The sequence below is a fragment of the Paenibacillus azoreducens genome, from assembly GCF_021654775.1.
GTDB classification, from domain to species: Bacteria; Bacillota; Bacilli; order Paenibacillales; family Paenibacillaceae; genus Paenibacillus_AQ; species Paenibacillus_AQ azoreducens.
This window is the reverse complement of sequence record NZ_AP025343.1, coordinates 6,700,001-6,724,456: the sequence shown is the minus strand read 5'-3', so window position 1 is coordinate 6,724,456 and position 24,456 is coordinate 6,700,001. Positions and strand designations below refer to the sequence as shown.

Genomic DNA, 24,456 nt, shown 5'->3' with positions numbered 1-24,456 from the left:
GTGCAACAACATCTATAATAAAAAGCACAAGAAGCGATGCCAAATCTAGGCAAATTTATGACAATTTCAATTTTTTCCTGCGTAAGTCTTGCATCTCTCCTTCTGGAAGGATAACATGTAAGGAGATATGTTAAAATTGAGCGAAGTTATTTGAGGAGGTTCAATCATGTTCCTTGCAGAAGCTGCTGCATCGGCCGCATCCAAATTCAACACTTTTGATATTTTCATGATTCTGTTTACGCTGCTTATTCTTATCGGTACGATTCGCCTCATCAAGCAACCTGTTAAGAACAAGTTTGCAATCGGATTCAGCATCATTTGTTTGTTGGTTTTCCTTGCTTCTGATTTCGCAATGGTACAGAACTGGATGAGCTAGAAGCAAAGGGAACCTGATTCATAAGACGAATGAAGACACCTCACGCCTTTGGGCGCTGCAAGGGGTCTTTTTTTGTGATTTTATAAGTTTTTTGGGGTCCCCGCAAAGTATTTGGAATAAGCATCGAAGCATCGGCTTCACTCCGTACTTTTGCTCCGCAAAAGCGCCCCTCTTTGAGAGGCGCCCTTACTTCTTTCCGATACTCTTTGTGGTGTTATTTTGTGCATGGAAACAGTGTTCATTTCGGGGCCATACCCCAAGAAATATGTCGATCGATGTTTTTGACATCTCCAAAAGATAGGGCTACAGAGCAATTGTACAGTTTCGGAATCTGTGTTACATTGGGCTAAGATTCAGGGGAGAGTCACCATTAATGTGTAAAAATAGAAAAAATTTAAAGGCTAGGTGAGGACATGAAGCCTATGGGGAAAAAGAGGGTCATTCTTTTGCTTTGCAGCATCATGCTGCTTAGTGGTGCGGTAGAAGCGGCGGCTGCGGCGAAGCCGCAATCGGCAGCCAAAACAATCCCATCAACAGGAGCTGCGGTTAAAGGTCAAAAAAGCTCTGCTAACACTCAAGTGCAGGTGCCGACGGATCCGGTTCCGCAGATCGTAAAGGATGTGTCGCCATCGGTTGTCGGCATTATCGGGCGGGCGACGGCTCAGACGGAACAAATGGCTGCAGACCGCAACAACTTAATGCATGGCACGGGAGTCATTATCAGGTCAAACGGTTGGATTGTCACCAACGCCCATGTCGTGAACGGGCTGCAAAGCACGGTTGTTGTCACTTCGGATGGCAAAACCTATAAAATTACCGATACATATGTTGACGAAGCCAGTGATCTGGCTTTGATCAAAATCAATGCTTCGGGCCTGCGCCCGGCTGTTTTCGCCAAATCCGCACAAAATACGCAGGTCGGTGAAAAAGTGGTGGCCATCGGGACACCGATCTCCTTTTCCTTGCGCAATTCCGCAACCGTAGGCGTCGTCAGCGGTATGAACCGGGCGGTAAACGCCACCTACCGCTTGATTCAAAGCGATACGGCGATCAACCCGGGGAACAGCGGCGGTCCACTGGTGAACATGAAAGGCGAAGTGCTTGGCATTAACAGCATGAAATTTGCCGCAGTAGGCGTGGAAAATATGGGGTTCTCCATCCCGTCCGAAACGGTGCAATACGTGATCAATCAGCTGTTTAAATATGGCGAGGTTAGACGGCCCAGCCTTGGAGTGAGCATGGAAGAAAGCTGGTCCGCGCTGGTGGGACTCCCTACGCAGGATCCGCTGACCATCACCAAGGTCGTCTCCGACGAAGCGAAAAAGGCGGGGATCCGTGAAAATGACGTCCTCTACAGCATTGACGGAAAACGAGTAAATTCGGTTGTGGACATTAATGAACTGTTCAAGTCGTATATGCCAGGCCAAACCGTTAAGCTGCTGATGCAAAGTGACGGAGATATCGTGATACGCAAATTGGTGCTGTCAGAAGGCGTCGGTATGGACAATGAATCGGCAGCTGGCGGCGAAGACGATGACGAATTTTAATGGGGAAGAAGGGGCATGCGCGGATGAAGAGAAAAGCGCTTATTAAAATGGGCTCCGCCCTTTTGGCCTGCAGCGTGGCGTTGTCAGCGGCTGTGCCGGCCTGGGCGGATCGCGCGGACAGTGCGGCGGACAAGTTGACGTTTAAAATAACAACGGGGAGCGCATCCGTCTGGATGAACGGGAAAACCGAAAATATCGCGAAGCCGTATTTGGATCATGGCACGGTTATGGTTCCTGTAGGTCTTTTCAAGCGGGCATTCGGCACCGAAGTGCGGCTTGAGAACTCGGATATCGTGAAAGTAATGTACGGTCCGCACATCGTATCCATGACGATTGGAAGCAATACGGCCTGGATCGACGGCAAGAAAGTGAAGCTCGGCGCGGCGCCGGCGATAGTATCGGGAACGCTGATGGTACCGCTGCGGGTGGTGGCCGAAGGAATTGGGGCGGATATTGCTCCAGGGAGCATGGGGGCGCTGGTAGTCAGTCTCAGCCCGTCTGAAACATCCGTGGATGAAGATGACCCGGGCATTGACACCGATCTTGGCAAAACCAAAATCGGCAACAGCTATTATGGGTGGACGATTAACTACCCGAGCGGCCTGCTGCTTGGCGATTCTGAAAGGGATGAAAGCATCGTATCGTTTAGCGACGCCGACAATACTTACTATTTCGAGGTCCATACATCAGATCAGGATGTGAAGCTGGGAGCCGAAGATCTGCTGGACATGCTGGTGGAGAATGCCAAGGATGCCGGTCAGCTTGTGGTGGACCGCGGAAGCTTCCCGCAGGCCAAGGTCCCGTACGCCCGGATCATCGTCAAGGACGCTGACGGAACGTTCTGGGAAAATCGCATGTATTACGGCAATGACCGGCTGTATGAAGTCTATTTTGCGGATTTGACGGCTGCCAATTACAAAGATCTGAAGAAATATACGGGACTTTTGGATTCGTTCAACATCGGTTATAATCCATTGGACAAAACGATTAAAGATTTATCCACTGTTAAAAACGGCATGCGTCATGAGGGCAATGACGATTACGGCATTACGCTTGATGTGCCTGCCGGCTGGAAAGTCGACAACGCCAATATGTTTTATGAAAGCAAAAGCGGCAGCTATCTTAAGCTGAAGGTATCTTCATCTCCTAGAGGCTCCAGTTTGGAGCAGTGGAGCGAGGAATTAAAAACATGGGTGAAAGAGTCCTTTGTGCCGGATTCGTATCAAATCGTCGGCACTTCCCCAATCGAAGTTTCGGGTGAAAAAGGGCTCATGAATGAAGTCCGTTACAATTATGGCGACGGCTGGATTACGGAATATGAAGTTATGCTGCTGCGTGACGGATACCGTTACTATGCCGAGTACTCCGCTCCAGAGGATCAGAAGGGGGATATCGCTAAATTCAAGGATTTGATGAAGTCGATCAACATCGATTTCAAGGTTGTTTCCGGCACTTTCGGCACGATGGAAGACGACTCCTTCCTGATTAGCAAAATGAAGACGACCACCAAGCAATCCAAAACTTTCAAATACCGAATTGATATTCCGCAGTATTGGACCGCAAATCAGGATAAATTCGAAAAATCAACGGTGGATTACCAATTTACAGGCGGACGTTTTCTGATCACGGCCGAGAAAGCCGCATCCCTGGAGGCGGCTGTCAATCAATTGAAATCATATTATACCGAAGCTGCCAAATATCAGAAGGATCTTAAGGTGGAGAAGACGGAAAATATTACGTTTGCCGGAGTACCGGCCGTGTCGCTCACCCTCCATCAAATCAAAGAAGGCATTCCTTACAGCGCCCGGCAGATTATCCTGCAAAAGGATGATATCGTTTATACGATCAGCGCATCGCTGAATGATGCCAATGCAACTGCGGCACAAAAAGATGCGATCGAGCGGACGCTAAATACTTTTGCATTGACCGGTTCCAAGTAAATATGCGGAGATTTTCTACGTATTAGGACCATACATTCTGAAAATATTGGCCATATCCGGAATGATAAATAACAGGTTAAGAAAAACGTCTATCCGATGTACTTCCACAGATGACAGACCGCATTTAGCGGTAATTTTTCTTGCGATATAAGGATGCGAGTCCCTGAATTTATACTTTCTTATATTTAAAAAAGCAGCTCGATTATCGAGCTGCTTTTCGTTATAAAAGGCTAAGCTCCGAAAGATGAACTTACCTTGCCGAGGCCTTTAATCCGCTGATTGTACCGCCGAATGCCGAGTTGCCATGCCGGACAATACAAAAGTGGCAATAATGGCGATGAGTACGCCGAGCGCCCCGAACCAGGTAATGGAAGCTAGTGAAACATGGTTAACGATCAGCCCTCCGACTCCCGCACCGACAGCCATAGACAGCTGCATCGTGGATTGGTTCAAACTCAGCATCACCCCTGAGGATTCGGGAACAAGCGAAACCAGGTTAAATTGCTGGGTTGGACCGGAAGACCAAGCGGCAAAAGACCAGAGGATCAGAATGGCGAATACGGCAATGACCGACTGTCCGGCCAGGGAAAGCAATATCAACGAAATGACATGCAGCAGCATTCCCGAAACCAGCGTGAACATGATGCCCCGTTTATCTGCGCTGTAGCCGCCGACTTTTGAACCAACCAAGCTGGCAATGCCGAATACAAACAGAGCTGTGCTAAGCAATGAATCATTTAAATGAGTCACCTCAAGCAGAAAAGGAGAGATGTAAGTATAGGCGAGAGAATATCCTCCTAACCAGAAGAAAGTAATTGCTAAAGCGACCAAAACCTGAGGTTTTTTTAACAAAGCAAATTGTTTGATCAAAGGTACCGGCTTGTCGCCTTGCATACGTGGAATGACCGCGGCAATCACAAGCATGGCGAGTATGCCGACAATTGCGATGGCTAGAAACACCGCTTTCCAGCCAAAAGCCGTAGATACCATTCTGCCAAGCGGGACACCGATAATAAGCGATGCGGTAAAGCCCATGGTAACGGTGGCGATGGAGCTGGCCTGCTTGCCGGGCGGCGCGATTTTGGCGGCAATGCTAAGTGCGGTAACGACGACCATGCCGGCACCTAAAGCCATGATGATTCTCGCGGCAATGAAGAGGCCAAAGCCGGGCAAAATAAATGTCAGCAGGTTAGCCGCAATAAAGAGACTAAGCGAATAAAGAAGAAGCTTGCGCCGGTCCAATTTGGCTGTCAACGCCATCAGAAAAGGCGTACCGATCGCATAGGCAAGGGAAAAGACTGTTATGAGCTGGCCTGCTGCCGCAACGCTGATCCCCAGCGTCTCTGCGATCCGGTCCAAGATCCCGGAAATAATGTATTCGGATGTTCCAACCAAAAAGCTGATTAAGGCAAGAACGTATACTTTCCATGTACTTTTCATAAGTTCACTCTCCCAGTATGTTTTAAATAACTATATTTCTACAAATATCGAAATAGAAATCAAAAAAAATTACTCCAGCAAGTATGGAGCGTATTTGGCGGCCACTTCCTTGTCCAAGCTGTAATATATGAAGGTTCCCTCTTTACGTGAAGTCAGCAAACCCGCCTCTGCCATTTGTTTCAGATGATGGGACAGAGTAGAGATGGCTACCGTTTGCAGTTTCTCTCCCAGAACGCAGCAGCATTGGTCGCTTTCTTCTTTTAGGTGCAGGGCGATTTTGAACCGGGTAGGTTCTCCGAGCGCTTTATAAATTTTGACTGCCTGCTGTTGATCTTTGGGTTCTTTCATGGCACTGAGCCTCCAGTAGATGATTTGTATTTCGATATTTGTAGAAATAACGTAGCATAAAGATGCGGATTTGTAAAGTGTGAAGTTATCAGCGTTTTCTTGATCGCCCCCAGGTAGCAGGATGGCGGGATGTCTGGTAAACTGGATAAGTTAAAATGCCAATGAAGCAGATCCGGTTTAAAGACCGGTTAGGAGGATATATAGATGAATACAAAATTACGGAGAGAAGATGTGGAACTGCTCGCCCCAGCCGGCGATTGGGACTGCATGCGCGCGGCGGTGGCGAATGGGGCCGACGCGATCTTTTTTGGCGTTGAAAAGTTTAATGCCCGCGCCCGCGCCAACAATTTTTTGATGGCCGAGCTGCCGGAAATCATGTCGTTTCTGCACAGCTATGGCGTCAAAGGTTTTTTGACGTTTAATATTTTGGTGTTCGAAGACGAACTGCAGGATGCCCAAGAGCTGATCGAAGCTTGTATCGATGCAGGCGTCGATGCCGTCATCGTTCAGGACCTTGGGCTTGTGAAAATGATCCGCGAAATGTCGCCGGACTTTCCGATTCACGGCTCCACGCAGATGACGATCACTTCGCCGGAGGCGGTGGAGTTTACGAAACCTTGGAACATGGAACGCGTCGTTCTGGGCCGCGAAAACAATTTGAAGCAGATTCAAAAAATCGGCGAGCAGGCAAAGCTGCCGATGGAAGTATTCGTGCATGGCGCGCTGTGTGTTTCCTACTCCGGACAATGCCTGACCTCGGAAATGTGGGGCGGACGTTCGGCGAACCGCGGCGAATGCGCGCAGGCCTGCCGCCTGCCGTACGACCTGATGGTCGATGGCGAACAGAAGCCGATGGGCGATGTCGCCTACCTGCTGTCGCCAAAGGATTTGGCGGCGATTGACCTGATGCCTGAGCTGATCGAAGCGGGGGTCACTTCATTTAAAATCGAAGGACGCCTCAAGAGCCCGGAATATGTCGCCAACGTGGTCAGCAAGTACCGGAAGGCGATTGACCGGTATTTCGAAGGCGATGATACGAAGCCGGGCAAAGAGGAGATGCGCGAGCTGCAGCAGAGCTTCTCGCGCGGCTTTACGCATGGCTTCCTGGAAGGCACGAACAATAAAAAGCTGGTCGACGGCACATTCCCGAAAAGCCGCGGCGTTTATCTCGGACGCGTGGAGCAGGTGCTGCGCGACGGCGTCGTTTGCCGGATTGAAGCACCGCTGAAACGCGGCGACGGCATCGTGTTCGACGCCGGAGATCCGACGAAGCCGGAAGAAGGCGGACGTATTTATGATCTGCGCCGCAAAGGCGTCAAGATCGAAGGCGAAGCTGGCGAAGGCTGGATCGTCGACATCATTCCCGGCCGCAGCGACGTGGATCTGCACAAGGTGCATGTCGGCGACCGCATCTGGAAAACCAATGACCCGGCGCTGGACAAGCGCCTGCGCCAGACGTATGAGACGGATAAGCCATACCGGGTCTTCCCGGTGCATGTGAAGGCATTTGGCCATGCCGGCGGCCTGCTGACGACAATCTGGACCGATGTGCAGAAAGGCACGACGGTCCAGGTGGATTCGGAGCTGGAACTGGAAGTGGCCAAGAAACGGCCGATGGATTACGCGCTGCTCGAAGAGCAATTCGGCCGTTTGGGCGGCACCGTGTTCCAGCTGGAGAAGCTGGACGTCGACCTGCAGGGCGACGTCATTGTGCCCATGCGCGAGCTGAACAGCATCCGCCGCCGTGCGGTGGAGCTGCTCGCTGGCGAGCGCCCGAAGCCGCCCGTGTACGTGAAACGGGCGGTGGATGTGTTTGGCGATGCGGCGCCTAGCGCATCGCCGGTGGCCCGCGGTGAGGCGAAGCTCACCGCGCTGTGCCGCAGCCTCCCGCAGGTGGAGGCTGCGCTGGAAGCCGGCGTAGAGTTCATATACGCCGACTTCGAGTTCATCAAGCAGTTCAAGGAAGCGGTGGAGACCGTTCATGCCGCCGGCAAAAGAATAGCGCTCGTAACGCCGCGCATCCATATGCCGATCGAGAACGGCATCCACAAAAACATTCTGCGCCTTCAGCCGGACGCCGTGCTGGTGCGGAACACCGGCGCGCTGTATTTCTACCTGCGCGACCGGATGGAGAACCCGGATGCGAAGCATCCGCAGCTGATCGGCGATTTCTCGCTGAACATCGCCAACCATAAAGCGGTGAATTTGTTCCTCGAAGCCGGCTGCGACATCGTCACGCCGTCTTACGACCTGAACATTCAGCAGATGGTCGATTTGCTCGGCCGTTCCGACACTTCGCGGATGGAAGTCGTCATCCATCAGCATTTGCCGATGTTCCATACCGAGCACTGCGTGTATTGCACCTTCCTCAGCGAAGGCACGGACTACACCAACTGCGGCCGTCCATGCGAAGCGCACCGGGTATCGCTGCAGGACCGCATCGGCATGTCCCACCCGGTCCGGGTGGACGAAGGCTGCCGCAATACGGTTTACAACGCGATCGAGCAGTCCGGCGCCGAATACCTGACCAACTTCATGGACCTTGGCGTAGCCCATTACCGCGTCGAGTTTCTCGAAGAAACGAAGGAGCAGGTGCATGAGGTCATCGATCTCTATAACCGCGCACTGCGCGGTGAAATCAACGGCACGCAGGTATGGAAGACGCTCAAAGCGACCAACCAGCTCGGCGTCACGCGCGGTCAACTGGTGAAGTAAATACTAATTAGATTAATGGCTCCTGCTTAGCACATCATCCATGATTAAGCAGGGGCTTTTAATGTCTAATGGATTCATTGAGAGAGAAGTAAATTTCTGTTAACATGGAGCTGAGCAAGTCTGATAGATAATTTCAGCCATATAAGCTGAACTAAAGAAAATGAAAAGGGATGGGGGCCGTTCATAATCATTGGTTCAACTTATTTAGTAGAATTCTAAAACGGGGAGTCCAGCCATGAAAATCCGTAAAGCCATTATTCCAGCAGCAGGTTTAGGTACACGTTTTCTTCCGGCTACCAAAGCCATGCCTAAAGAAATGCTTCCGATTGTGGATAAACCTACGATACAATACATCATAGAAGAAGCGGTTGCCTCCGGAATCGAAGATATCATTATCGTTACCGGTAAGGGGAAACGAGCGATTGAAGATCATTTTGATTATTCATTTGAGCTTGAACATAATCTCACGGAAAAAAGGAAATGGGATCTCCTTAATGAAGTCCGCAGACCCTCCGAGATGGCAGACATCCATTATATCCGTCAAAAAGAGCCTAAAGGGTTAGGTCACGCGATTTGGTGCGCGCGTAAATTTATAGGGAATGAACCGTTTGCGGTACTTTTAGGAGATGATATTGTTGAAGCTGAGGTTCCCTGCTTAAAGCAGATGATTCAGGTGCATGAACAATACAATGCCTCGATCGTCGGCGTACAGCCGGTTCCATTTGATGAAGTTTACCGCTATGGTATTGTAGATGGCCGGCAAATCGAAGATCGCGTATTTCAAGCATTGCGGCTGATCGAAAAACCAAAACCTTCCGAGGCAACATCCAATTTGGCCATCATGGGCCGCTACATATTGGACCCTCATATATTTGAACTTTTAGAGGGGCAGTCTGCAGGGGTCAACGGAGAGATTCAATTAACAGATGCATTATCTGCCTTAAGTCAAAAGGAATCGATATTGGCTTATCATTTTGACGGCTTGCGGCATGATGTGGGAGAAAAGTTGGGATTCATCAAGACAACTATTCATTATGCTCTTCAGCATCATGATTTGAGGGAAGATTTACTGATTTATTTAAAAGATGTAATGAAGAGTGAAGGACAACTATTCATTTAAAAAACACTTATCTTAAATGCACGCTCATGCGTACATTTAGATAAGTGTTTTTTTCATCCAAATGATTCCCAAACCCATTTTATTTGTTATAATAAACCAAGGATACATTTTGTATCATTGTTTCTATATTGCTAACAATTCGTAACATTCCCCATCTATGAGTATGCTTGCTTATCATGATTCACTACCTTATTAATCTAGGAGGCATTTATGAAAGCAATCATTTTGGCCGGAGGCACAGGGTCCCGTTTATACCCTTTAACCAAGGTCACCAATAAGCATCTTCTTCCCGTCGGGAAGTATCCCATGATTTTTCATTCCATTTCAAAACTGAAACAAGCCGGTCTCACGGATATTTTGATTGTTACAGGCAAGGAACATATGGGGGACGTTGTGAGTCTGCTTGGGAGCGGACGGGAAATGGGGGTTTGCTTTACGTACAAGGTTCAGGATGAAGCCGGGGGAATCGCGCAAGCTTTGGCTTTGTCCGAGCAGTTCGTCGGCGGGGAGCGAATGGTCGTTATTTTGGGGGACAATGTGTTCGAAGACGATATTACCCCATTTATCGATAAATTCCGGCAGCAGCCAAGCGGTGCCAAAATTTTGATCCAGAAGGTTCAAGATCCGAGCCGCTTTGGAGTACCCGAACTAAGGGAAAACCACATCGTTTCCATCGAAGAAAAGCCGCAGCTGCCCAAAAGCGACTATGCGGTTACGGGCATTTATATGTTCGATCAACAGGTGTTTGAAATTATCCGCACGTTAAAACCCTCGGCAAGGGGCGAATTGGAAATCACGGACGTAAATAATTCATATATTAAACAGAATGAGTTAACCTTTGATGTATTGAAAGGCTGGTGGACGGATGCCGGAACCCATCTATCATGGACCCGGGCGAATGACCTGGCACAAAACGTGGTATTTGGCGAGGAATTTGGCCGCTTCAAGTTGTAAGGACGAAAGGAGGGCGCCTAAGTCAATATGAAAATAACTCCTCTAGAGCTGCAGGGTGCATGTTTGCTTGAACCGGTTGTCCATGGAGATCACCGGGGTTTTTTTATGGAGAGTTACAACGAAGCTGTACTTGGGAAACAGGGGATTTCATTCCGGTTTATTCAGGACAATCACTCACTGTCTGCGGAACCCGGCGTGATCCGCGGGCTGCATTATCAACTGAATCCCAAGGCGCAAACCAAAATCGTCCGCGTCGTCAAAGGCGCGATTTATGACGTGATCGTTGATATCCGCCGCGGTTCGCCCACATTCGGGCAATGGCTCGGAGTGATCCTGAGCGAATATAACCATCGGCAGCTGCTTGTTCCCCAAGGTTTTGCGCATGGATTATGCACGCTTGTACCGAATACCCAGGTTTTGTACAAGGTGGACGAATATTATTCCCCCGAGCATGATCGGGGCATTTTATGGAGTGACCCGGCGCTGGGAATCGATTGGCCGGTCTCCGATCCGATCCTGTCGGACAAAGACGGGCGTCACCCGCTGCTGCAGGATGCGGAACTGAATTTCGATTAGGAGGCCTAATGTCTATGATGAGACTTCTTGTTACCGGCGGGGCAGGTTTTATCGGCAGCAATTTTATTTTATACATGCTTCGCCAGCACCCGGATTATCATATCGTGAATGTCGATTCGCTTACGTATGCCGGCAATTTGGAGAACTTGGAGGCGGTAGAGAACCATCCTAATTATTCGTTTTCAAAAACGGATATTACGGATGCCAAAGGCGTGGACCAATTATTTCGGCAGGGTATCGACGTCGTTGTAAATTTTGCTGCCGAATCCCATGTGGACCGCAGTATTTTGGAACCGGACATCTTTGTTAGGACCAATGTTCTTGGCACGCAGTTGCTGCTGGATGCGGCGAAAAAATATGGCGTATCCAAATTCGTTCAAGTATCCACGGATGAAGTATACGGATCTCTGGGAAAAACCGGACTATTTACGGAAGAAACGCCGCTGTCTCCCAACAGTCCATATTCGGCGAGCAAAGCCGGAGGAGATGTGTTGGTCCGCGCCTACCATGAAACGTATGGCCTTCCGGTCAACATTACGCGCTGTTCCAACAACTACGGTCCGTACCAATTTCCCGAAAAATTGATACCTTTGATGATTTCCCGGGCTTTGCAAGATCAACCCTTGCCTGTCTATGGCGACGGCATGAACATCCGGGATTGGCTTTACGTGGAAGATCATTGCAGCGCCATTGATTTGGTGATCCACAGCGGCCGTGCCGGTGAAGTTTATAACATCGGGGGAAACAATGAACGGACCAATATTCATATCGTAAAAGAGATTTTGAAAGAGCTGGGCAAACCGGAATCGCTGATTACGTATGTGGAAGACCGTCCCGGACATGACCGCCGCTACGGGATCGATGCAAGCAAAATCATCCGTGAGCTTGGCTGGAAACCCCAATATGATTTTGAGACCGGGATCAAAGAAACCATACGTTGGTATTTGAATCATGAGGAATGGTGGAGCCGCATTCAATCAGGCGATTACCAGGCCTATTATGCCAAACAGTATGGTACGCGGCTGGGGGGAGCTTGATGCGGGTATTGGTGACCGGAGCAAATGGACAATTGGGCAGGGATACTGTAACCGTGCTGCTTCAAACAGGTCACGAGGTTCGGGGATGCGGCCGCAATGAACTCGATGTAGCGGATTTGGAACAATGCCAAAAGGCGATGGCGGCGTTTCGACCCGACGCAGTGATTCATTGTGCCGCTTATACGGCTGTAGATGCCGCTGAGGCGGATATCGACGAAGCGTACCGGGTAAATGCTGACGGAACAAGAAATGTATGCCTGGCTGCGGAAAAAGCTGGGGCCAAAATGATCTATATCAGTACGGATTACGTTTTTAGCGGTTTATCCCCTCATCCTTACCGGGAGTACGATAACACCGATCCCCGAAGCGTATATGGCAAGTCCAAAAGAGCCGGCGAAATGCTGGTACAGACGTTATCATCCCGCTATTTTATCGTCCGGACTTCCTGGGTTTACGGGAAATACGGAAATAATTTCGTTAAAACGATGCTCCGTTTAGGACAGGAGAAACCGCTGGTGCAGGTGGTGCATGATCAAAAGGGTTCGCCCACATACACGATAGACTTGGCCGGATTTTTGTCCGAGTTGATCCAGACAGAGCGGTATGGAATTTATCACGCCTCAAATACCGGGGAATGCACTTGGTATGAATTTACGGAGGCTATCTTTGCGGAGGCCGAAGCCGCCGGTTTGAACATCACCGCCAGGCTCGAGCCATGCACGACGGCCCAATTTTTACGTCCGGCCCCGCGTCCGGCCAATTCGGTTATGGATCATGGAGCGATCAGAACGAATGGCTTTCGCGACTTAAGGCATTGGCGGGAAGGGCTCAAAGATTTCCTTTATCACATGAAACAATCAGGCCATTAATAATGATGAAAAGAGTCTCCTCGCGCGCGGGAGATTTTTTTGTTGAAAGACGTTTATATTGAAGCTATCTTTGAGGTTTGTGTATCTTCTGGCGAGGTTCTGGAAATTCCTTAAAAATGTTCGCATTGGATACGAACAACAAATTGACACTGCCCTTGCGCTGACATAGACTAGATCTATGTAGAAAAGTCGTGGAGGAATGATCTTTGAAGCAGATGATTAAACCATGGAGACATGTTTTTAAACTGGACCCGGACCGGGAAATCGACGATCATGCGCTGGAAGCGGTATGCATGTCGGGCACGGATGCCATTATGGTGGGCGGATCAAGCGGCGTTACGTTTGAAAATACGGTGGATTTAATGTCACGCGTGCGCCGGTTTGAGCTGCCGTGCGTACTTGAGGTCTCCAATCTGGAGATGATTGTCCCCGGATTCGATTTATATATGATACCGATGGTGATGAACACCGCGGACTCCGAGTGGATTACAGGACAGCACCAGCGGGCCGTAGAGGAATACGGTTATATGATTCCGTGGGATCTGCTCGTTCCCGAAGGATATATTATCCTCAATCCGGATTCAACCGTGGCCCGTTTGACTGGCGCCAAAACCGGTCTGGAAGCGGCGGAAGCCGCTGCTTATGCGCAGGTGGCGGACAAGCTGATGTCTCTTCCCGTTATTTATGTCGAGTATAGCGGCACCTTCGGCGACATGGACACGGTCAAAAAAATACATCAATCCATTCAGTCCGCGAAGCTGTTTTATGGCGGCGGCATTCATGACGAAGAAACCGCGGCCAAGGCGGCAGCCGTTTGCGATACGATCGTGGTCGGAAATGCGGTATATGAAAATTTGGAACAGGCGCTTCTTACCGTTAAGGCTGTGAAGTAGGCTGGACTTTCAAAGCAAAATCGCATTTAGTGCGAGTTCAATCTCACTTAGGAAGGAGCATGCGCGCATGCAACCGATTGACATACAACAAGCGATTCAAAAATTGAACCCAGAGCAGCGGCAGGCCGTTGAAGCGACGGAAGGCCCGCTGCTGATTCTGGCCGGAGCGGGAAGCGGCAAGACCCGGGTGCTGACGCATCGGATCGCTTACCTGATCGCAACCCGCAAAGCCCCGCCTTGGGGGATTCTGGCGATCACATTTACGAATAAAGCCGCACGGGAAATGCAGGAGCGTGTAACCAAGCTCGTCGGCGGCGAAGGCCGTGATATATGGGTTTCCACCTTCCACTCCATGTGCGTGCGCATTCTCCGTAAAGATATTGACCGGATCGGGTTCAACTCCAATTTCACTATTTTGGACTCCACGGATCAATTGTCTTTAGTCCGCAATTGCATGAAGGATTTGAACCTGGATACGAAAAAATTCGAGCCCAAAGCCGTTCTTTCCCTCATCAGCACGGCTAAAAATGAGCTGATTACCCCGGCCCAATACGAGCAAAAAGCCGGCGATTATATTGAAAGCATCGCGGCACAGGTATACACCATGTACCAGCGCCGCCTGAAAAGCAATAACTCGCTGGATTTCGATGACCTGATCATGGCGACGATCCAGCTCTTTAAGGAAGTGCCCGAGGTTCTTGATTTTTACCAGAAGAAATTCCAATACATCCATGTCGATGAATACCAGGATACCAACCGGGCGCAGTATATGCTCTGCCGGATGCTGGCTGACGGCCATCACCGGATTTGCGTGGTTGGTGACAGCGACCAGTCGATCTACCGCTGGCGCGGAGCCGACATTAGCAACATTCTGAATTTCGAGGAGGATTATCCGGAAGCCCGGACCATCCTGCTCGAACAGAATTACCGGTCGACTTCTACGATTCTGAACGCTGCGAACGAAGTGATTAAGCTAAACACCGGCCGCAAGCCGAAAAAGCTGTGGACCGACAAAGGCGAAGGTGAGAAGATCAAGGTGTACCGCGCCGATTCGGAGCATGATGAAGGTTATTTCGTTACCTCCGAAATCAACAAAAACGTCAAGCAAGGCATACCCTATCAGAATCATGCCATATTATACCGTACAAACGCCCAGTCCCGGGTCATAGAGGAAATTTTGATCAAGTCCGATATTCCGTACCAGATCGTCGGCGGCATCAAGTTCTATGACCGTAAAGAAATTAAGGATATTCTCGGTTACCTGCGCCTTATCTCCAACCCGGATGACGATCTCAGCTTGGCGCGCGTTATCAATGTGCCCAAAAGAGGCATCGGCGACACTTCCGTTGCCAAACTTGCCGCGGCTGCGGCCGAACGCGGCGTTTCGATTTTCCAGGTGCTTGCGGTCGTGGACGATCTCGGTTTTGCCGGAAAAACGCGCAACGCGCTGGTGGAATTCTATGATATGATCGCAGCGCTGAACCGGATGGTGGATTACCTTTCGGTGACGGAGCTGACCGAAAAAATGCTTGAGATGAGCCAATACCGCATCGAGATGCAGCGCGAAAACACGATCGAATCGAGGTCGCGCCTCGAGAATATTGATGAGTTCCTGTCCGTTACGATGGAATTCGAGAAAAATAATGACGACAAGTCGCTCGTGTCGTTCCTGACGGATCTTGCTTTGATTGCGGACATCGATTCGATGAATGATGATGAAGAGGAACAAACGGATGCGGTTATTCTCATGACGATGCACAGCGCCAAAGGTTTGGAATTCCCGATCGTATTTATCGTCGGGATGGAAGAGGGAGTATTCCCTCACAGCCGCGCATTTTCCGATAATGAGGAACTGGAAGAGGAAAGACGTCTGGCCTATGTCGGCATCACGCGGGCGGAGCAGCAGCTGTATCTCTCCTGCGCTCAGATGCGGACGTTGTTTGGACGGACGACAGCTAACCAGCCATCACGCTTTCTGAACGAAATTCCTGAGGAGCTTAAGGAAGAAACCGGCGTAGCCCGCGACCGTTACGGCCGTGGCGGCAATATTGGGGGCTCGTACGGCGGCCGCGGATTCGGCAATGGAAACGGCAGCGGAAGCAACTTCGGCCGCAGCAGCGCCAACTCTTCCTTAAGCGGTTCAACGGCAAAGGCCGTTGGTTCGCAGGCAAGGGTTACGGTGACGACTTCAACGTCGCAGCCGGCGGCTTCGGGAGGCAAGTCTGACCTAACCACCCTTAAAGCCGGTGACAAAGTCGCCCATGGCAAATGGGGTACCGGCACAGTCGTGTCGATCAAAGGGGCCGGCAACGACACCGAGCTGCAAATTGCTTTTCCGGCGCCTGTCGGCGTGAAACGTCTGCTGTCTGCGTTCGCGCCGATTACCAAAGTGGATGGTTAGAAGTAGAACTCAACTTCATTAGTTCTGGGCCAGATGCCAGATTAGCGGAGGGGACGGAATCGATCTGAAGAAGCGGTAGCGTTCGCCTAAAAGCTTTCCGCGGGAAAGCTGGCATCGGAAGCATACGCTTTGTTGAATTATTTTCACCTTATAAAATCTAATTCAGAAAATCAGAAGGCGGGCAGCGATCGGAAGAACGATCCGTAACCGCAGCGGCAACCTTGCATCGATTCACGAACTAATTTCAGAATGAACAGAAATTATTTTATATATGACGGAGGGATGGTCCCCGCATGGATCCAATGTCTACGATGGAGCAGCTCGTCCGCGAGCTGAACAAGTTGAATTATCATTATTACACGCTGGACAAACCGCTGATCAGCGATAAAGAGTACGATGCCTTGTATGATCAGCTGGTAGCTTTAGAGAAGGAGAGCGGCGTTGTTCTGCCGGATTCTCCGACCCAGCGCGTCGGCGGGGAGCTGCTGAAAGGCTTTGTGCAGCATCGTCATTTGTCTTCGCTCTGGAGCCTGGACAAGGCGCAAAATTTGGAGCAGCTGGGAAACTGGAACACGCGTGTGACCAAACTTGTGGCGGACTATAACAGCAAAAATCCGGACAATCCTTTGCCGCAGCCAAGCTATGCGGTGGAATTGAAATTTGACGGGCTGACGCTCAACCTGACGTATACGGACGGCAAACTGGTGCAGGCGGCGACCCGCGGCAACGGCGTCGTTGGCGAAGGCATTTTGGCCCAAGTCAAAACGATTAAATCCGTGCCGCTTACCATCCCTTATAAAGACGGCACGATAGAGGTGCAGGGCGAGGGGATCATGAACCTGTCGGTGCTGGACAAATATAACCAGACAGCGGCAGAGCCGCTCAAAAATGCCCGCAACGCCGCAGCCGGGGCACTCCGCAACCTGAATCCGAAGGTAACGGCAGAGCGCAAGCTAAGCGCGTTTTTTTACAACGTCGGTTATTCCGACAATATCCGTTTTGCTAGTCACAAGGAAATGATGGACTTCTTGCACGACAATCACTTCAAGGTGAACCCGTATATTTCGTATTTCGAAAACTTCGACGACGTGACGAAGCAACTAGAAGATATTCAGGAGCGCCGTTCGGGACTCGATTACCTCATTGATGGCGCCGTCGTGAAGATTGTGGATATGCGCACCCGGGAAGCATTGGGGTATACGGATAAGTTCCCGCGCTGGGCGGTCGCCTATAAGTTTGAGGCGGAGGAAACGACGACCGTGCTGGAATCCGTCTCCTGGGAAGTGGGACGTACGGGCAAAATCACGCCGGTCGCGCGCGTTGAACCTGTCGAACTGGCGGGTGTTACGGTGCAGAACTGCACGCTGAACAACATTGGGGACATCGAACGGAAAAACTTGAAGCATGCGCTCGGTACCCGCGTCTTTATCCGCCGTTCCAATGACGTCATCCCGGAAATTTTGGGCAAAGTGACCGAAGATAGCGATGGCGAAGAGATTGTGTATCCGGAACATTGCCCTGCATGCGGATTCCCGCTCGAGCAGCGCGGCGCTCATTTGTTCTGCAACAACCGTTTGGACTGCAAGCCGCAAATTATTGGCCGGATTACCCATTTTGCCTCAAGGGATGCGATGGATATCGAGACGTTCAGCGTCATGACGGCCGAGCAGCTGTACAATGAGCTGAATGTGCGCGAGCCTGCGGATTTGTACACGCTGACGTTTGAGGATCTGATCAAGCTGGACCGTTTTGGCGAAAAAAAAGCAAACAACCTGCTCGCGGCCTTCGAGAAAAGCAAAGATCGGGATCTCGCTTCGTTCCTGTTTGCCTTAGGAATCCCGAATACCGGCAAATCGACGACCAAAATGCTGGCTGACCATTTCCGCGATCTGCATGCCGTCATGAATGCGACCGTAGAAGAACTGATCGCCCTTCCGGATGTAGGCGGCATTGTCGCCGAAAGCATCGTCGGATTTTTCGCGGATCCATTTATGAAGACGGGCATCGAAAAGATGCTTTCCTTGGGCGTAAAAGCCAAAGCGCCGGAAGCGCCGAAAGCCGTAAGCACCGATTCCTTCTTCAGCGGCAAGACGGTTGTTCTGACCGGCACGCTGCATCAGCTGACCCGTGACGAGGCTGCCAAGAGGCTGGAAGCATTAGGAGCAAAAGTAACCGGCAGCGTATCTGCTAAGACCGATCTCGTCATTGCCGGCGAAAAGGCTGGCAGCAAGCTCGCCAAAGCTCAAAATCTCGGAATAGAGGTCATTGAGGATGAGGATGAGTTTATCCGCCTTTTAAATTCGTAAACTTCATTTCCTATTGAATCTCACGCAAAAGTCCTGGTTAACCGCATGGTGAACGAGGGCTTTTTGCCGTTTTCGTCTAATGAACGTTATTAGCCTGGAAACTCTGTTAATATAAAGGAGGTGTGGATGATATCAACTGCGAAAGGATCTTTAACATGAAAAAAGAAACCATTCTGATTGTGGATGATGAAAAAGAAATCGTGAAGCTGCTTGAGATATATTTATCCAATGAAGGATACAGGCTGCTTAAAGCTTATGATGGTGCGGAAGCGCTCCGCTGGCTTGAAAGCGAAGAGGTGGACCTCATTATTTTGGATGTGATGATGCCCAATCTGGACGGTATCGCCGCATGCATGAAAATCCGCGAAGAACGCAATGTCCCGATCATCATGCTTTCGGCGAAAAATACGGACATGGACAAAATCAACGGGCTCAGCATAGGCGCGGATGATTACGTCGGAAAACCTTTTAATCCGCTCGAGCTTGTGGCCAGGGCTAAATCGCAGCTCCGCCGCTACCATCAGTTTAATAAAGATACCCCTGTATCCGCGGATGAGCATTTGCTGACATTCGAAGATTTGGTGATTGATACCGCCAAACACGAGGTGGATGTCGACAACCGCAAAGTGAAGCTGACACCGCGGGAATTCGCGATTTTGGAGCTGCTGGCAAGACATCAGGGGCAGGTGCTCAGCATGGAGCAGATTTACAATAAAGTTTGGAATGAACCTTTTTTGGACGGGGGCAACACCGTTATGGTCCATGTGCGGAAAATCCGCGAGAAAATCGAACCCGATCCGAAACGTCCCCGTTACGTGCAAACGGTTTGGGGCGTGGGATATAAACTGGACGGACCGTCCTGAAAGTTGGAGGTGCCATAAATATGAATCCAAAGTACATAAGTACAGTCCGCTGGAAATTTATCTGGGCATTTATGTTAAGCGCCATATCGGGCGCTGGGGTGTTGACAGCAGGGTATCAGATGGTTAACTCCATGCTTTATTTGAATCCTGCCCCGTCTACGGGCAAGCACACGGCCATTCTGAGATGGATTATTAATCATATTGGGTCAGCGCCGATGCTTGCGGCTGCCGGCATTATCAGTTTTTTGTTCTTTTTTTTCATATTTACGAAGAAAATTATCTCTTATCTTGAAGAAATCACATCCGGTATTCAGCAGATCACCAAACTGGGCGAACTTCATCGCATAGAGGTGAGAACGACGGACGAGCTGGGCGTTTTGGCTGAAAATATTAATATCATGTCCGACAGGCTGCAGCACTCCCTGATGGAGGAAAGGGCAGCTGTTCAGGCGAAAAACGAACTGATTACGGGCGTTTCCCATGATTTGCGCACGCCGCTGACGTCCATCCTCGGATTTTTGGATTACATTGTGAAGGACCGCTGCCGGGATGAGGCGGAACTAAGGTACTACGCGGATATCGCCTATCAAAAAACGCTTGTGCTGCGCAAACTGATCGATGATTTATTCGAATATACACGCGTGAACAGCGGTGAGCTTCCGCTTGTGACGGAAAAGCTCGACTTGAAGGCTTTTATCAGGCAGCTTACGGAAGAAGCGGTTCCGGAACTGAATCTGGCAGACATGACCTATACGGTTCATGACCATACGGAGGAAACATTGTGGATCGAGGCGGCTCCGAAGGAGCTGGTTCGTGCTTATGAGAATCTGATCGCCAATGCGATCCGGTATGGGAAGGGCGGCAAGAAACTCGAGGTATCTTTTGAACGCGACGAGGATGAAGCCATTGTGAAAATCAGTAATTTTGGGGAAATGATTCCGGAGGGCGATTTGCCGCATATTTTTGAACGGTTTTACCGTGCGGAGCGCTCGCGTTCGAAACATACCGGCGGGTCGGGACTCGGGCTTGCGATTGCCAAGGGAATTATCGACCGTCACCAAGGAAAGATTACGGCGCAAAGCAGTAATGAGCGGACGGATTTTATCACCCGGTTTCCATTGTGCAAGAGGTAGCTGAATTTATGTCAGGCGTGAGTTTAAGAGAATGTTAAGAATTAATGGGATGATTCTTAAGATTTGCCCTTTATCCTTCATAAATAAGGAATTTGCAAGATCCTTCAATTTCAGAGCGTAAGCATCAAGAATTCCGGTCCGGGTTTCGCTTTGAGAAACCCCGTTGTATGCGGCTTGTGCCGAAGTTTTTTGTTGCAGCGGGGATTTATGCAAGGAGGGGTAGAGGTTTTGAAAAGATTGCTGACGGTACGTGCAGGTTATTTATATGTTTTTTTGGGAAGCGCGCTGATCAGCGGCGTTATTCTTTTGATTGTATATCGAAGTTTCTTGCTGGTATATGCTCGTTATTCGTCGGACTCTAACGCATTTGTGGTGCGGTTTTCCCACTGGTTGATCAACCATATCGGCAAAACGCCGACGGTGATCCTTATTTTTCTGACGGTATTTGTCGCCATATTTATGCTGCGCTCGCAGAAAATGGCCGATGATGTGAAGTCGCTGCTGAAAGCGGCAGGGGAATTGGCCGAACAAGGCTCCTTCGAGAAGTTGACAGTCTCATCAATCGGAGAATTGCGGGAAATGGGTGCATGTCTTGAACGTATTAACAAAGCGGCAACCCGTACGAATGATCGTCCATTATCGTCCCGAAGGGAAGCGGAAGCACCAAAGGTTGCGCCGGGAAATGAAGAGGTAATGGCATTGATTTTAAGGCTGAAATCCTTGATCCGTTTGCTGGATGATGCCGTAAAAGCTGGGGATAATCAGCAGGGCGGCGGGCAATCCAAGATGGAGGCCATCAAGCGGGAAGCGCTTGGTATGGAGAGGTTCCTGGAGAACCTGATCGCTTCGCCATGAGCGAACTGATTACTCGAATGAAACGAAGGGGCCTTACAAGCTGCTATATTGCCTTTGATGTCGCGGTAATCGCTTCCCTTTTGTTCCTAGCCGGCTTGTTGTATGTACATGTATATGGAGAATCCGTGGTGAAACATCACCCCGAGAAACTGGTCCTTCAGGAATCGAGTATATTGATGGCCTCGGACGGAACCGTGCTGCGCAAAATCCCGCTGCCTGAATCCGGGTACAGAAAGGCGGCAAGGCTTGAGGAAATGCCGAAGTTGCTTGTCGATACCTTCTTGGCGGTGGAAGACCGCCGCTTCTATCATCATCAGGGGCTGGATTACACGGGAATCGCGAGGGCATTATTCAACAATGCGCTTCGGATGGAAGTATCGGAAGGAGGCAGCAGCATCACCCAGCAGCTTGCCCGGAACCTGTATCTGAACAGGGACAAAAACATGCTCCGCAAGTTGAACGAGGCATCGATTGCGCTGGCTTTGGAGAAACGGTTGTCGAAACACGATATTTTGGAATTGTACCTCAATCAGATTTATATGGGTGAAGGACAATACGGAGTAAAGGCGGCGGCAGAGCATTATTTTGGCATCGCCGATCTGAAAGAGTTGGATATCATGCAAATCGCTGCTTTGGCGGGCATCCCCAAGGGGCCTTCCATCTATAATCCGGGAGAGCAAACCGAACTTTCCGCGCAAAGACGCGCTCTTGTATTGGATATTATGCATCAGCAGGGGTTGATAACCGGCGAAGAAATGACGGCTGCGCTTCATGAGGAATATCAGCGTCCTGCCGTGGTCAAAGAAAAGAAGGTAGGAGCTTCTTATATTGATGCCGCGTTGACGGAAGCTTCACAGCTGCTTGGAAAACCGAAGCAGGAGCTGCAGTCAGCAGGGTATACGATTGTGACGGGAATGAATATGAAAGCCCAAGGGGTGCTGGAGGAGACATTTTTAAAACCGGAATTATTCCCTCCGAGCGGAAAAAGCCAGCAGGTGGAGTCCGCTATGGCCATCGTTGATCACCGGTCGGGCGAGGTGGTGGCGCTAACAGGCGGACGGAATCCAAGTTCGGGAGATCTGAACAGGGCTATTGTGGATGCGCGCCAGCCAGGCTCCGCCTTCAAACCGATTATCGATTACGGACCGGCGCTGGAAAGCGGCATGTTTTCACCTGACAGCATGCTCCCGGATCAGAAGATGACCTATGGAAGTTATAAGCCTGAAAATCTGAACGGAGCATATCGGGGGCTGGTTACGATGAGAATGGCCCTTCAACAGTCGATTAATGCGCCTGCCGTATGGTTGCTGAAGCAGGTTGGGATAGCCAAAGCCAGTGAATTTTCTGCCAAACTGGGAATAAAGCTGCCTAAAGAGGATCGCAATCTTTCCATCGCGCTGGGAGGACTTCATGTAGGGGTATCCCCCTTGAAAATGGCGCAAGCCTATAGTGTTTTTGCCAACGGAGGCGTATTTCGCGAGGCGCATATGGTGCGCCAAATCAAAGATTCGAAAGGCAATGTGATTTACGAGCATCAATCGAATCCGCATCAAGTTATCTCCCCATATACTGCAGAGCAGATGACGAGCATGCTGCGCAGCGTGGTTAATGATGGTACGGGCAAAAGGGCCAGGATGAACCGGCCGGTTGCAGGCAAAACCGGAACAACCCAACTGGATTTGCCCGGAATCAGCAGGAAGGGAAATCGGGATCTATGGTTTGTCGGCTATACACCGGAATGGACCGGGGCGGTGTGGATGGGATTCGACCGTACGGATAAGGATCATTACATGATGGCAGGAAGCGGGATGGCTGCCGCCCTGTTTTCGGAAGTCATGAGCAAAGCGTTGGAAGGCAGGTAGCTATAAGAAGCTCGTGCGAGTTGTGTCGGTCAGCCAGAATACTCTGGCTGGCTATTTTTTGTGAAAAGAAAACCATACGCTATGCGTATGGTTCAGGAGAGCTTCAAGCGATGTATCAAAAAAAATTCCTCCCAATGTTACAATAAATTTGGTTCGCCAACCGAATTTATCGAACATAAGGAGGAATACAGATGACATCTGATGTGAACAGTTTAGCACATACAAAATGGAATTGTAAGTATCACATTGTGTTTGCCCCAAAGTATAGACGCCAGGTGATCTATGGGAAGTTAAAACAAGATATCGGAAAAATATTGAGGCAATTATGCGAAAGAAAAAACGTAGAAATCATTGAAGCAGAGGCGTGCAAGGATCATATTCACATGTTAGTGAGTATTCCACCCAAGTTAAGCGTGTCCGCATTTATCGGATATTTAAAAGGGAAAAGTAGCTTAATGATATTTGATCGACATGCGCATTTAAAGTATCGGTATGGAAATCGGAAATTTTGGTGCAAAGGTTTTTACGTGGATACCGTCGGAAGGAACAAGAAAGTAATTGAAGAGTATATCCGAAATCAATTACAGGAAGATATCGTCGCGGAACAGATAACGATGATGGAATACATTGATCCATTTACAGGAGAAGAAACCAAAGAGAATCGAAAGAAGAAGAAATAGAAGAGCCCCTTTAGGGGTAGCCGGAAAAGTAGTGCAGTTGGCGAATCATTCTATGCCCTTTAAGGGCTGGCCAGTACCAAAGGCTTTCAGCCGCAGAGCAAACCACCCGTTATACGGGTGGTTTTGATTTAAGATAGCAGAAAGTATAAACATCGGGGAAGCGCATCCTGATATCGCAAGAAAAACATCCGCTAAAAGCGGTCTGTCTTCTTAGAGAGTACGCGATAGACGTTTTTCTTATAAGAAAGGATCAGCCTCAAGAAGCCACATCATTATATCGTAAGAAAACTCTTGCCAAACACTGGCTGCCTTTTTTGGGAGTACACCGATAGATTAAGCTATCAGGTGGAACAGAGGTTTCGAGGAAACGCCATCCCGGTGTTGCATGAGAAACATCAGATAGATGCGGTTCTGTCTTCTATGAGAGTATGCGATAGATGCTTATACCTTCTGCCAAGGGGTAAACTCAGGCTCGGTCCATCGGTGCAGGAAGCGTTCAAGAAACTTCATCGATCAGGTTTAGCTAAGAGCACGGCGTGAT

19 protein-coding genes are annotated in these 24,456 nt (G+C 49.8%); 17 read left to right on the top strand and 2 right to left on the bottom strand.

Translation table 11 applies throughout. From position 1 onward, the window contains the following. The first annotated feature begins 166 nt into the window (after window positions 1-166). The 3 genes from L6442_RS30265 (at window position 167) to L6442_RS30255 (ending at window position 3,863) form a co-directional block, all read left to right on the top strand. On the top strand, window positions 167-376 hold the full coding sequence (locus L6442_RS30265) for a hypothetical protein (protein WP_194233869.1): 210 nt from the start codon (window positions 167-169) through the stop codon (window positions 374-376). 413 nt (window positions 377-789) lie between these two features. Next, complete coding sequence (locus L6442_RS30260; protein ID WP_212979540.1) at window positions 790-1,923, top strand: S1C family serine protease; 1,134 nt, start codon at window positions 790-792, stop codon at window positions 1,921-1,923. A 23-nt stretch (window positions 1,924-1,946) separates the two neighbouring features. Then, window positions 1,947-3,863 carry a copper amine oxidase N-terminal domain-containing protein gene (locus L6442_RS30255; protein WP_212979541.1) on the top strand — a complete coding sequence of 639 codons (1,917 nt, stop codon included), beginning with the start codon at window positions 1,947-1,949 and terminating at the stop codon, window positions 3,861-3,863. 267 nt (window positions 3,864-4,130) lie between these two features. Here L6442_RS30255 and L6442_RS30250 read toward each other — a convergent pair whose 3' ends face one another. Both L6442_RS30250 and L6442_RS30245 read right to left on the bottom strand, forming a co-directional pair. Next, on the bottom strand, window positions 4,131-5,303 hold the full coding sequence (locus L6442_RS30250) for an MFS transporter (RefSeq protein ID WP_212979542.1): 1,173 nt from the start codon (window positions 5,301-5,303) through the stop codon (window positions 4,131-4,133). Between the two features lie 69 nt (window positions 5,304-5,372). Next, a complete protein-coding gene (locus L6442_RS30245; RefSeq protein ID WP_194233865.1) occupies window positions 5,373-5,651 on the bottom strand; it encodes an ArsR/SmtB family transcription factor in 279 nt (92 codons plus the stop codon). 204 nt (window positions 5,652-5,855) lie between these two features. Here L6442_RS30245 and L6442_RS30240 point away from each other — a divergent pair, with 204 nt between their 5' ends. The 14 genes from L6442_RS30240 (at window position 5,856) to tnpA (ending at window position 23,915) form a co-directional block, all read left to right on the top strand. Continuing rightward, window positions 5,856-8,366: a U32 family peptidase gene (locus tag L6442_RS30240; protein ID WP_212979543.1), complete on the top strand. Its 2,511-nt coding sequence runs from the start codon at window positions 5,856-5,858 to the stop codon at window positions 8,364-8,366. A gap of 235 nt (window positions 8,367-8,601) precedes the next feature. Further along, window positions 8,602-9,486 (top strand): UTP--glucose-1-phosphate uridylyltransferase GalU, encoded by an 885-nt coding sequence (galU, locus tag L6442_RS30235; protein WP_212979544.1) that lies wholly within the window; start codon window positions 8,602-8,604, stop codon window positions 9,484-9,486. A gap of 210 nt (window positions 9,487-9,696) precedes the next feature. Next, window positions 9,697-10,440 (top strand): sugar phosphate nucleotidyltransferase, encoded by a 744-nt coding sequence (locus L6442_RS30230; protein WP_212979545.1) that lies wholly within the window; start codon window positions 9,697-9,699, stop codon window positions 10,438-10,440. Between the two features lie 27 nt (window positions 10,441-10,467). Next, window positions 10,468-11,016 (top strand): dTDP-4-dehydrorhamnose 3,5-epimerase, encoded by a 549-nt coding sequence (gene rfbC / locus L6442_RS30225; RefSeq protein WP_212979546.1) that lies wholly within the window; start codon window positions 10,468-10,470, stop codon window positions 11,014-11,016. A 17-nt stretch (window positions 11,017-11,033) separates the two neighbouring features. After that, window positions 11,034-12,053 carry a dTDP-glucose 4,6-dehydratase gene (gene rfbB / locus L6442_RS30220; RefSeq protein WP_212979564.1) on the top strand — a complete coding sequence of 340 codons (1,020 nt, stop codon included), beginning with the start codon at window positions 11,034-11,036 and terminating at the stop codon, window positions 12,051-12,053. Further along, window positions 12,053-12,922 carry a dTDP-4-dehydrorhamnose reductase gene (gene rfbD / locus L6442_RS30215; RefSeq protein ID WP_212979547.1) on the top strand — a complete coding sequence of 290 codons (870 nt, stop codon included), beginning with the start codon at window positions 12,053-12,055 and terminating at the stop codon, window positions 12,920-12,922. The genes rfbB and rfbD overlap by 1 nt, the downstream gene beginning before the upstream one ends. A 215-nt stretch (window positions 12,923-13,137) precedes the next feature. Then, window positions 13,138-13,815: a heptaprenylglyceryl phosphate synthase gene (gene pcrB / locus L6442_RS30210; RefSeq protein ID WP_373871827.1), complete on the top strand. Its 678-nt coding sequence runs from the start codon at window positions 13,138-13,140 to the stop codon at window positions 13,813-13,815. A 67-nt stretch (window positions 13,816-13,882) separates the two neighbouring features. After that, window positions 13,883-16,216: a DNA helicase PcrA gene (pcrA, locus tag L6442_RS30205; protein WP_212979549.1), complete on the top strand. Its 2,334-nt coding sequence runs from the start codon at window positions 13,883-13,885 to the stop codon at window positions 16,214-16,216. A 293-nt stretch (window positions 16,217-16,509) separates the two neighbouring features. Next, window positions 16,510-18,522 carry an NAD-dependent DNA ligase LigA gene (gene ligA, locus L6442_RS30200; protein ID WP_194233857.1) on the top strand — a complete coding sequence of 671 codons (2,013 nt, stop codon included), beginning with the start codon at window positions 16,510-16,512 and terminating at the stop codon, window positions 18,520-18,522. Between the two features lie 155 nt (window positions 18,523-18,677). Beyond that, window positions 18,678-19,385, top strand: a complete 708-nt coding sequence (locus tag L6442_RS30195; protein ID WP_212979550.1) for a response regulator transcription factor — start codon at window positions 18,678-18,680, stop codon at window positions 19,383-19,385. A 20-nt stretch (window positions 19,386-19,405) separates the two neighbouring features. After that, complete coding sequence (locus L6442_RS30190; protein ID WP_212979551.1) at window positions 19,406-20,518, top strand: sensor histidine kinase; 1,113 nt, start codon at window positions 19,406-19,408, stop codon at window positions 20,516-20,518. 228 nt (window positions 20,519-20,746) lie between these two features. Beyond that, the gene (locus tag L6442_RS30185; RefSeq protein WP_212979552.1) at window positions 20,747-21,373 is read left to right on the top strand and encodes a hypothetical protein; all 627 of its coding nucleotides are present in this window, start codon (window positions 20,747-20,749) and stop codon (window positions 21,371-21,373) included. A gap of 128 nt (window positions 21,374-21,501) precedes the next feature. Beyond that, window positions 21,502-23,235: a transglycosylase domain-containing protein gene (locus L6442_RS30180; protein ID WP_237100132.1), complete on the top strand. Its 1,734-nt coding sequence runs from the start codon at window positions 21,502-21,504 to the stop codon at window positions 23,233-23,235. A 191-nt stretch (window positions 23,236-23,426) separates the two neighbouring features. Next, a complete protein-coding gene (tnpA, locus tag L6442_RS30175; RefSeq protein ID WP_212979554.1) occupies window positions 23,427-23,915 on the top strand; it encodes an IS200/IS605 family transposase in 489 nt (162 codons plus the stop codon). The last annotated feature ends 541 nt before the right edge of the window (window positions 23,916-24,456 follow it).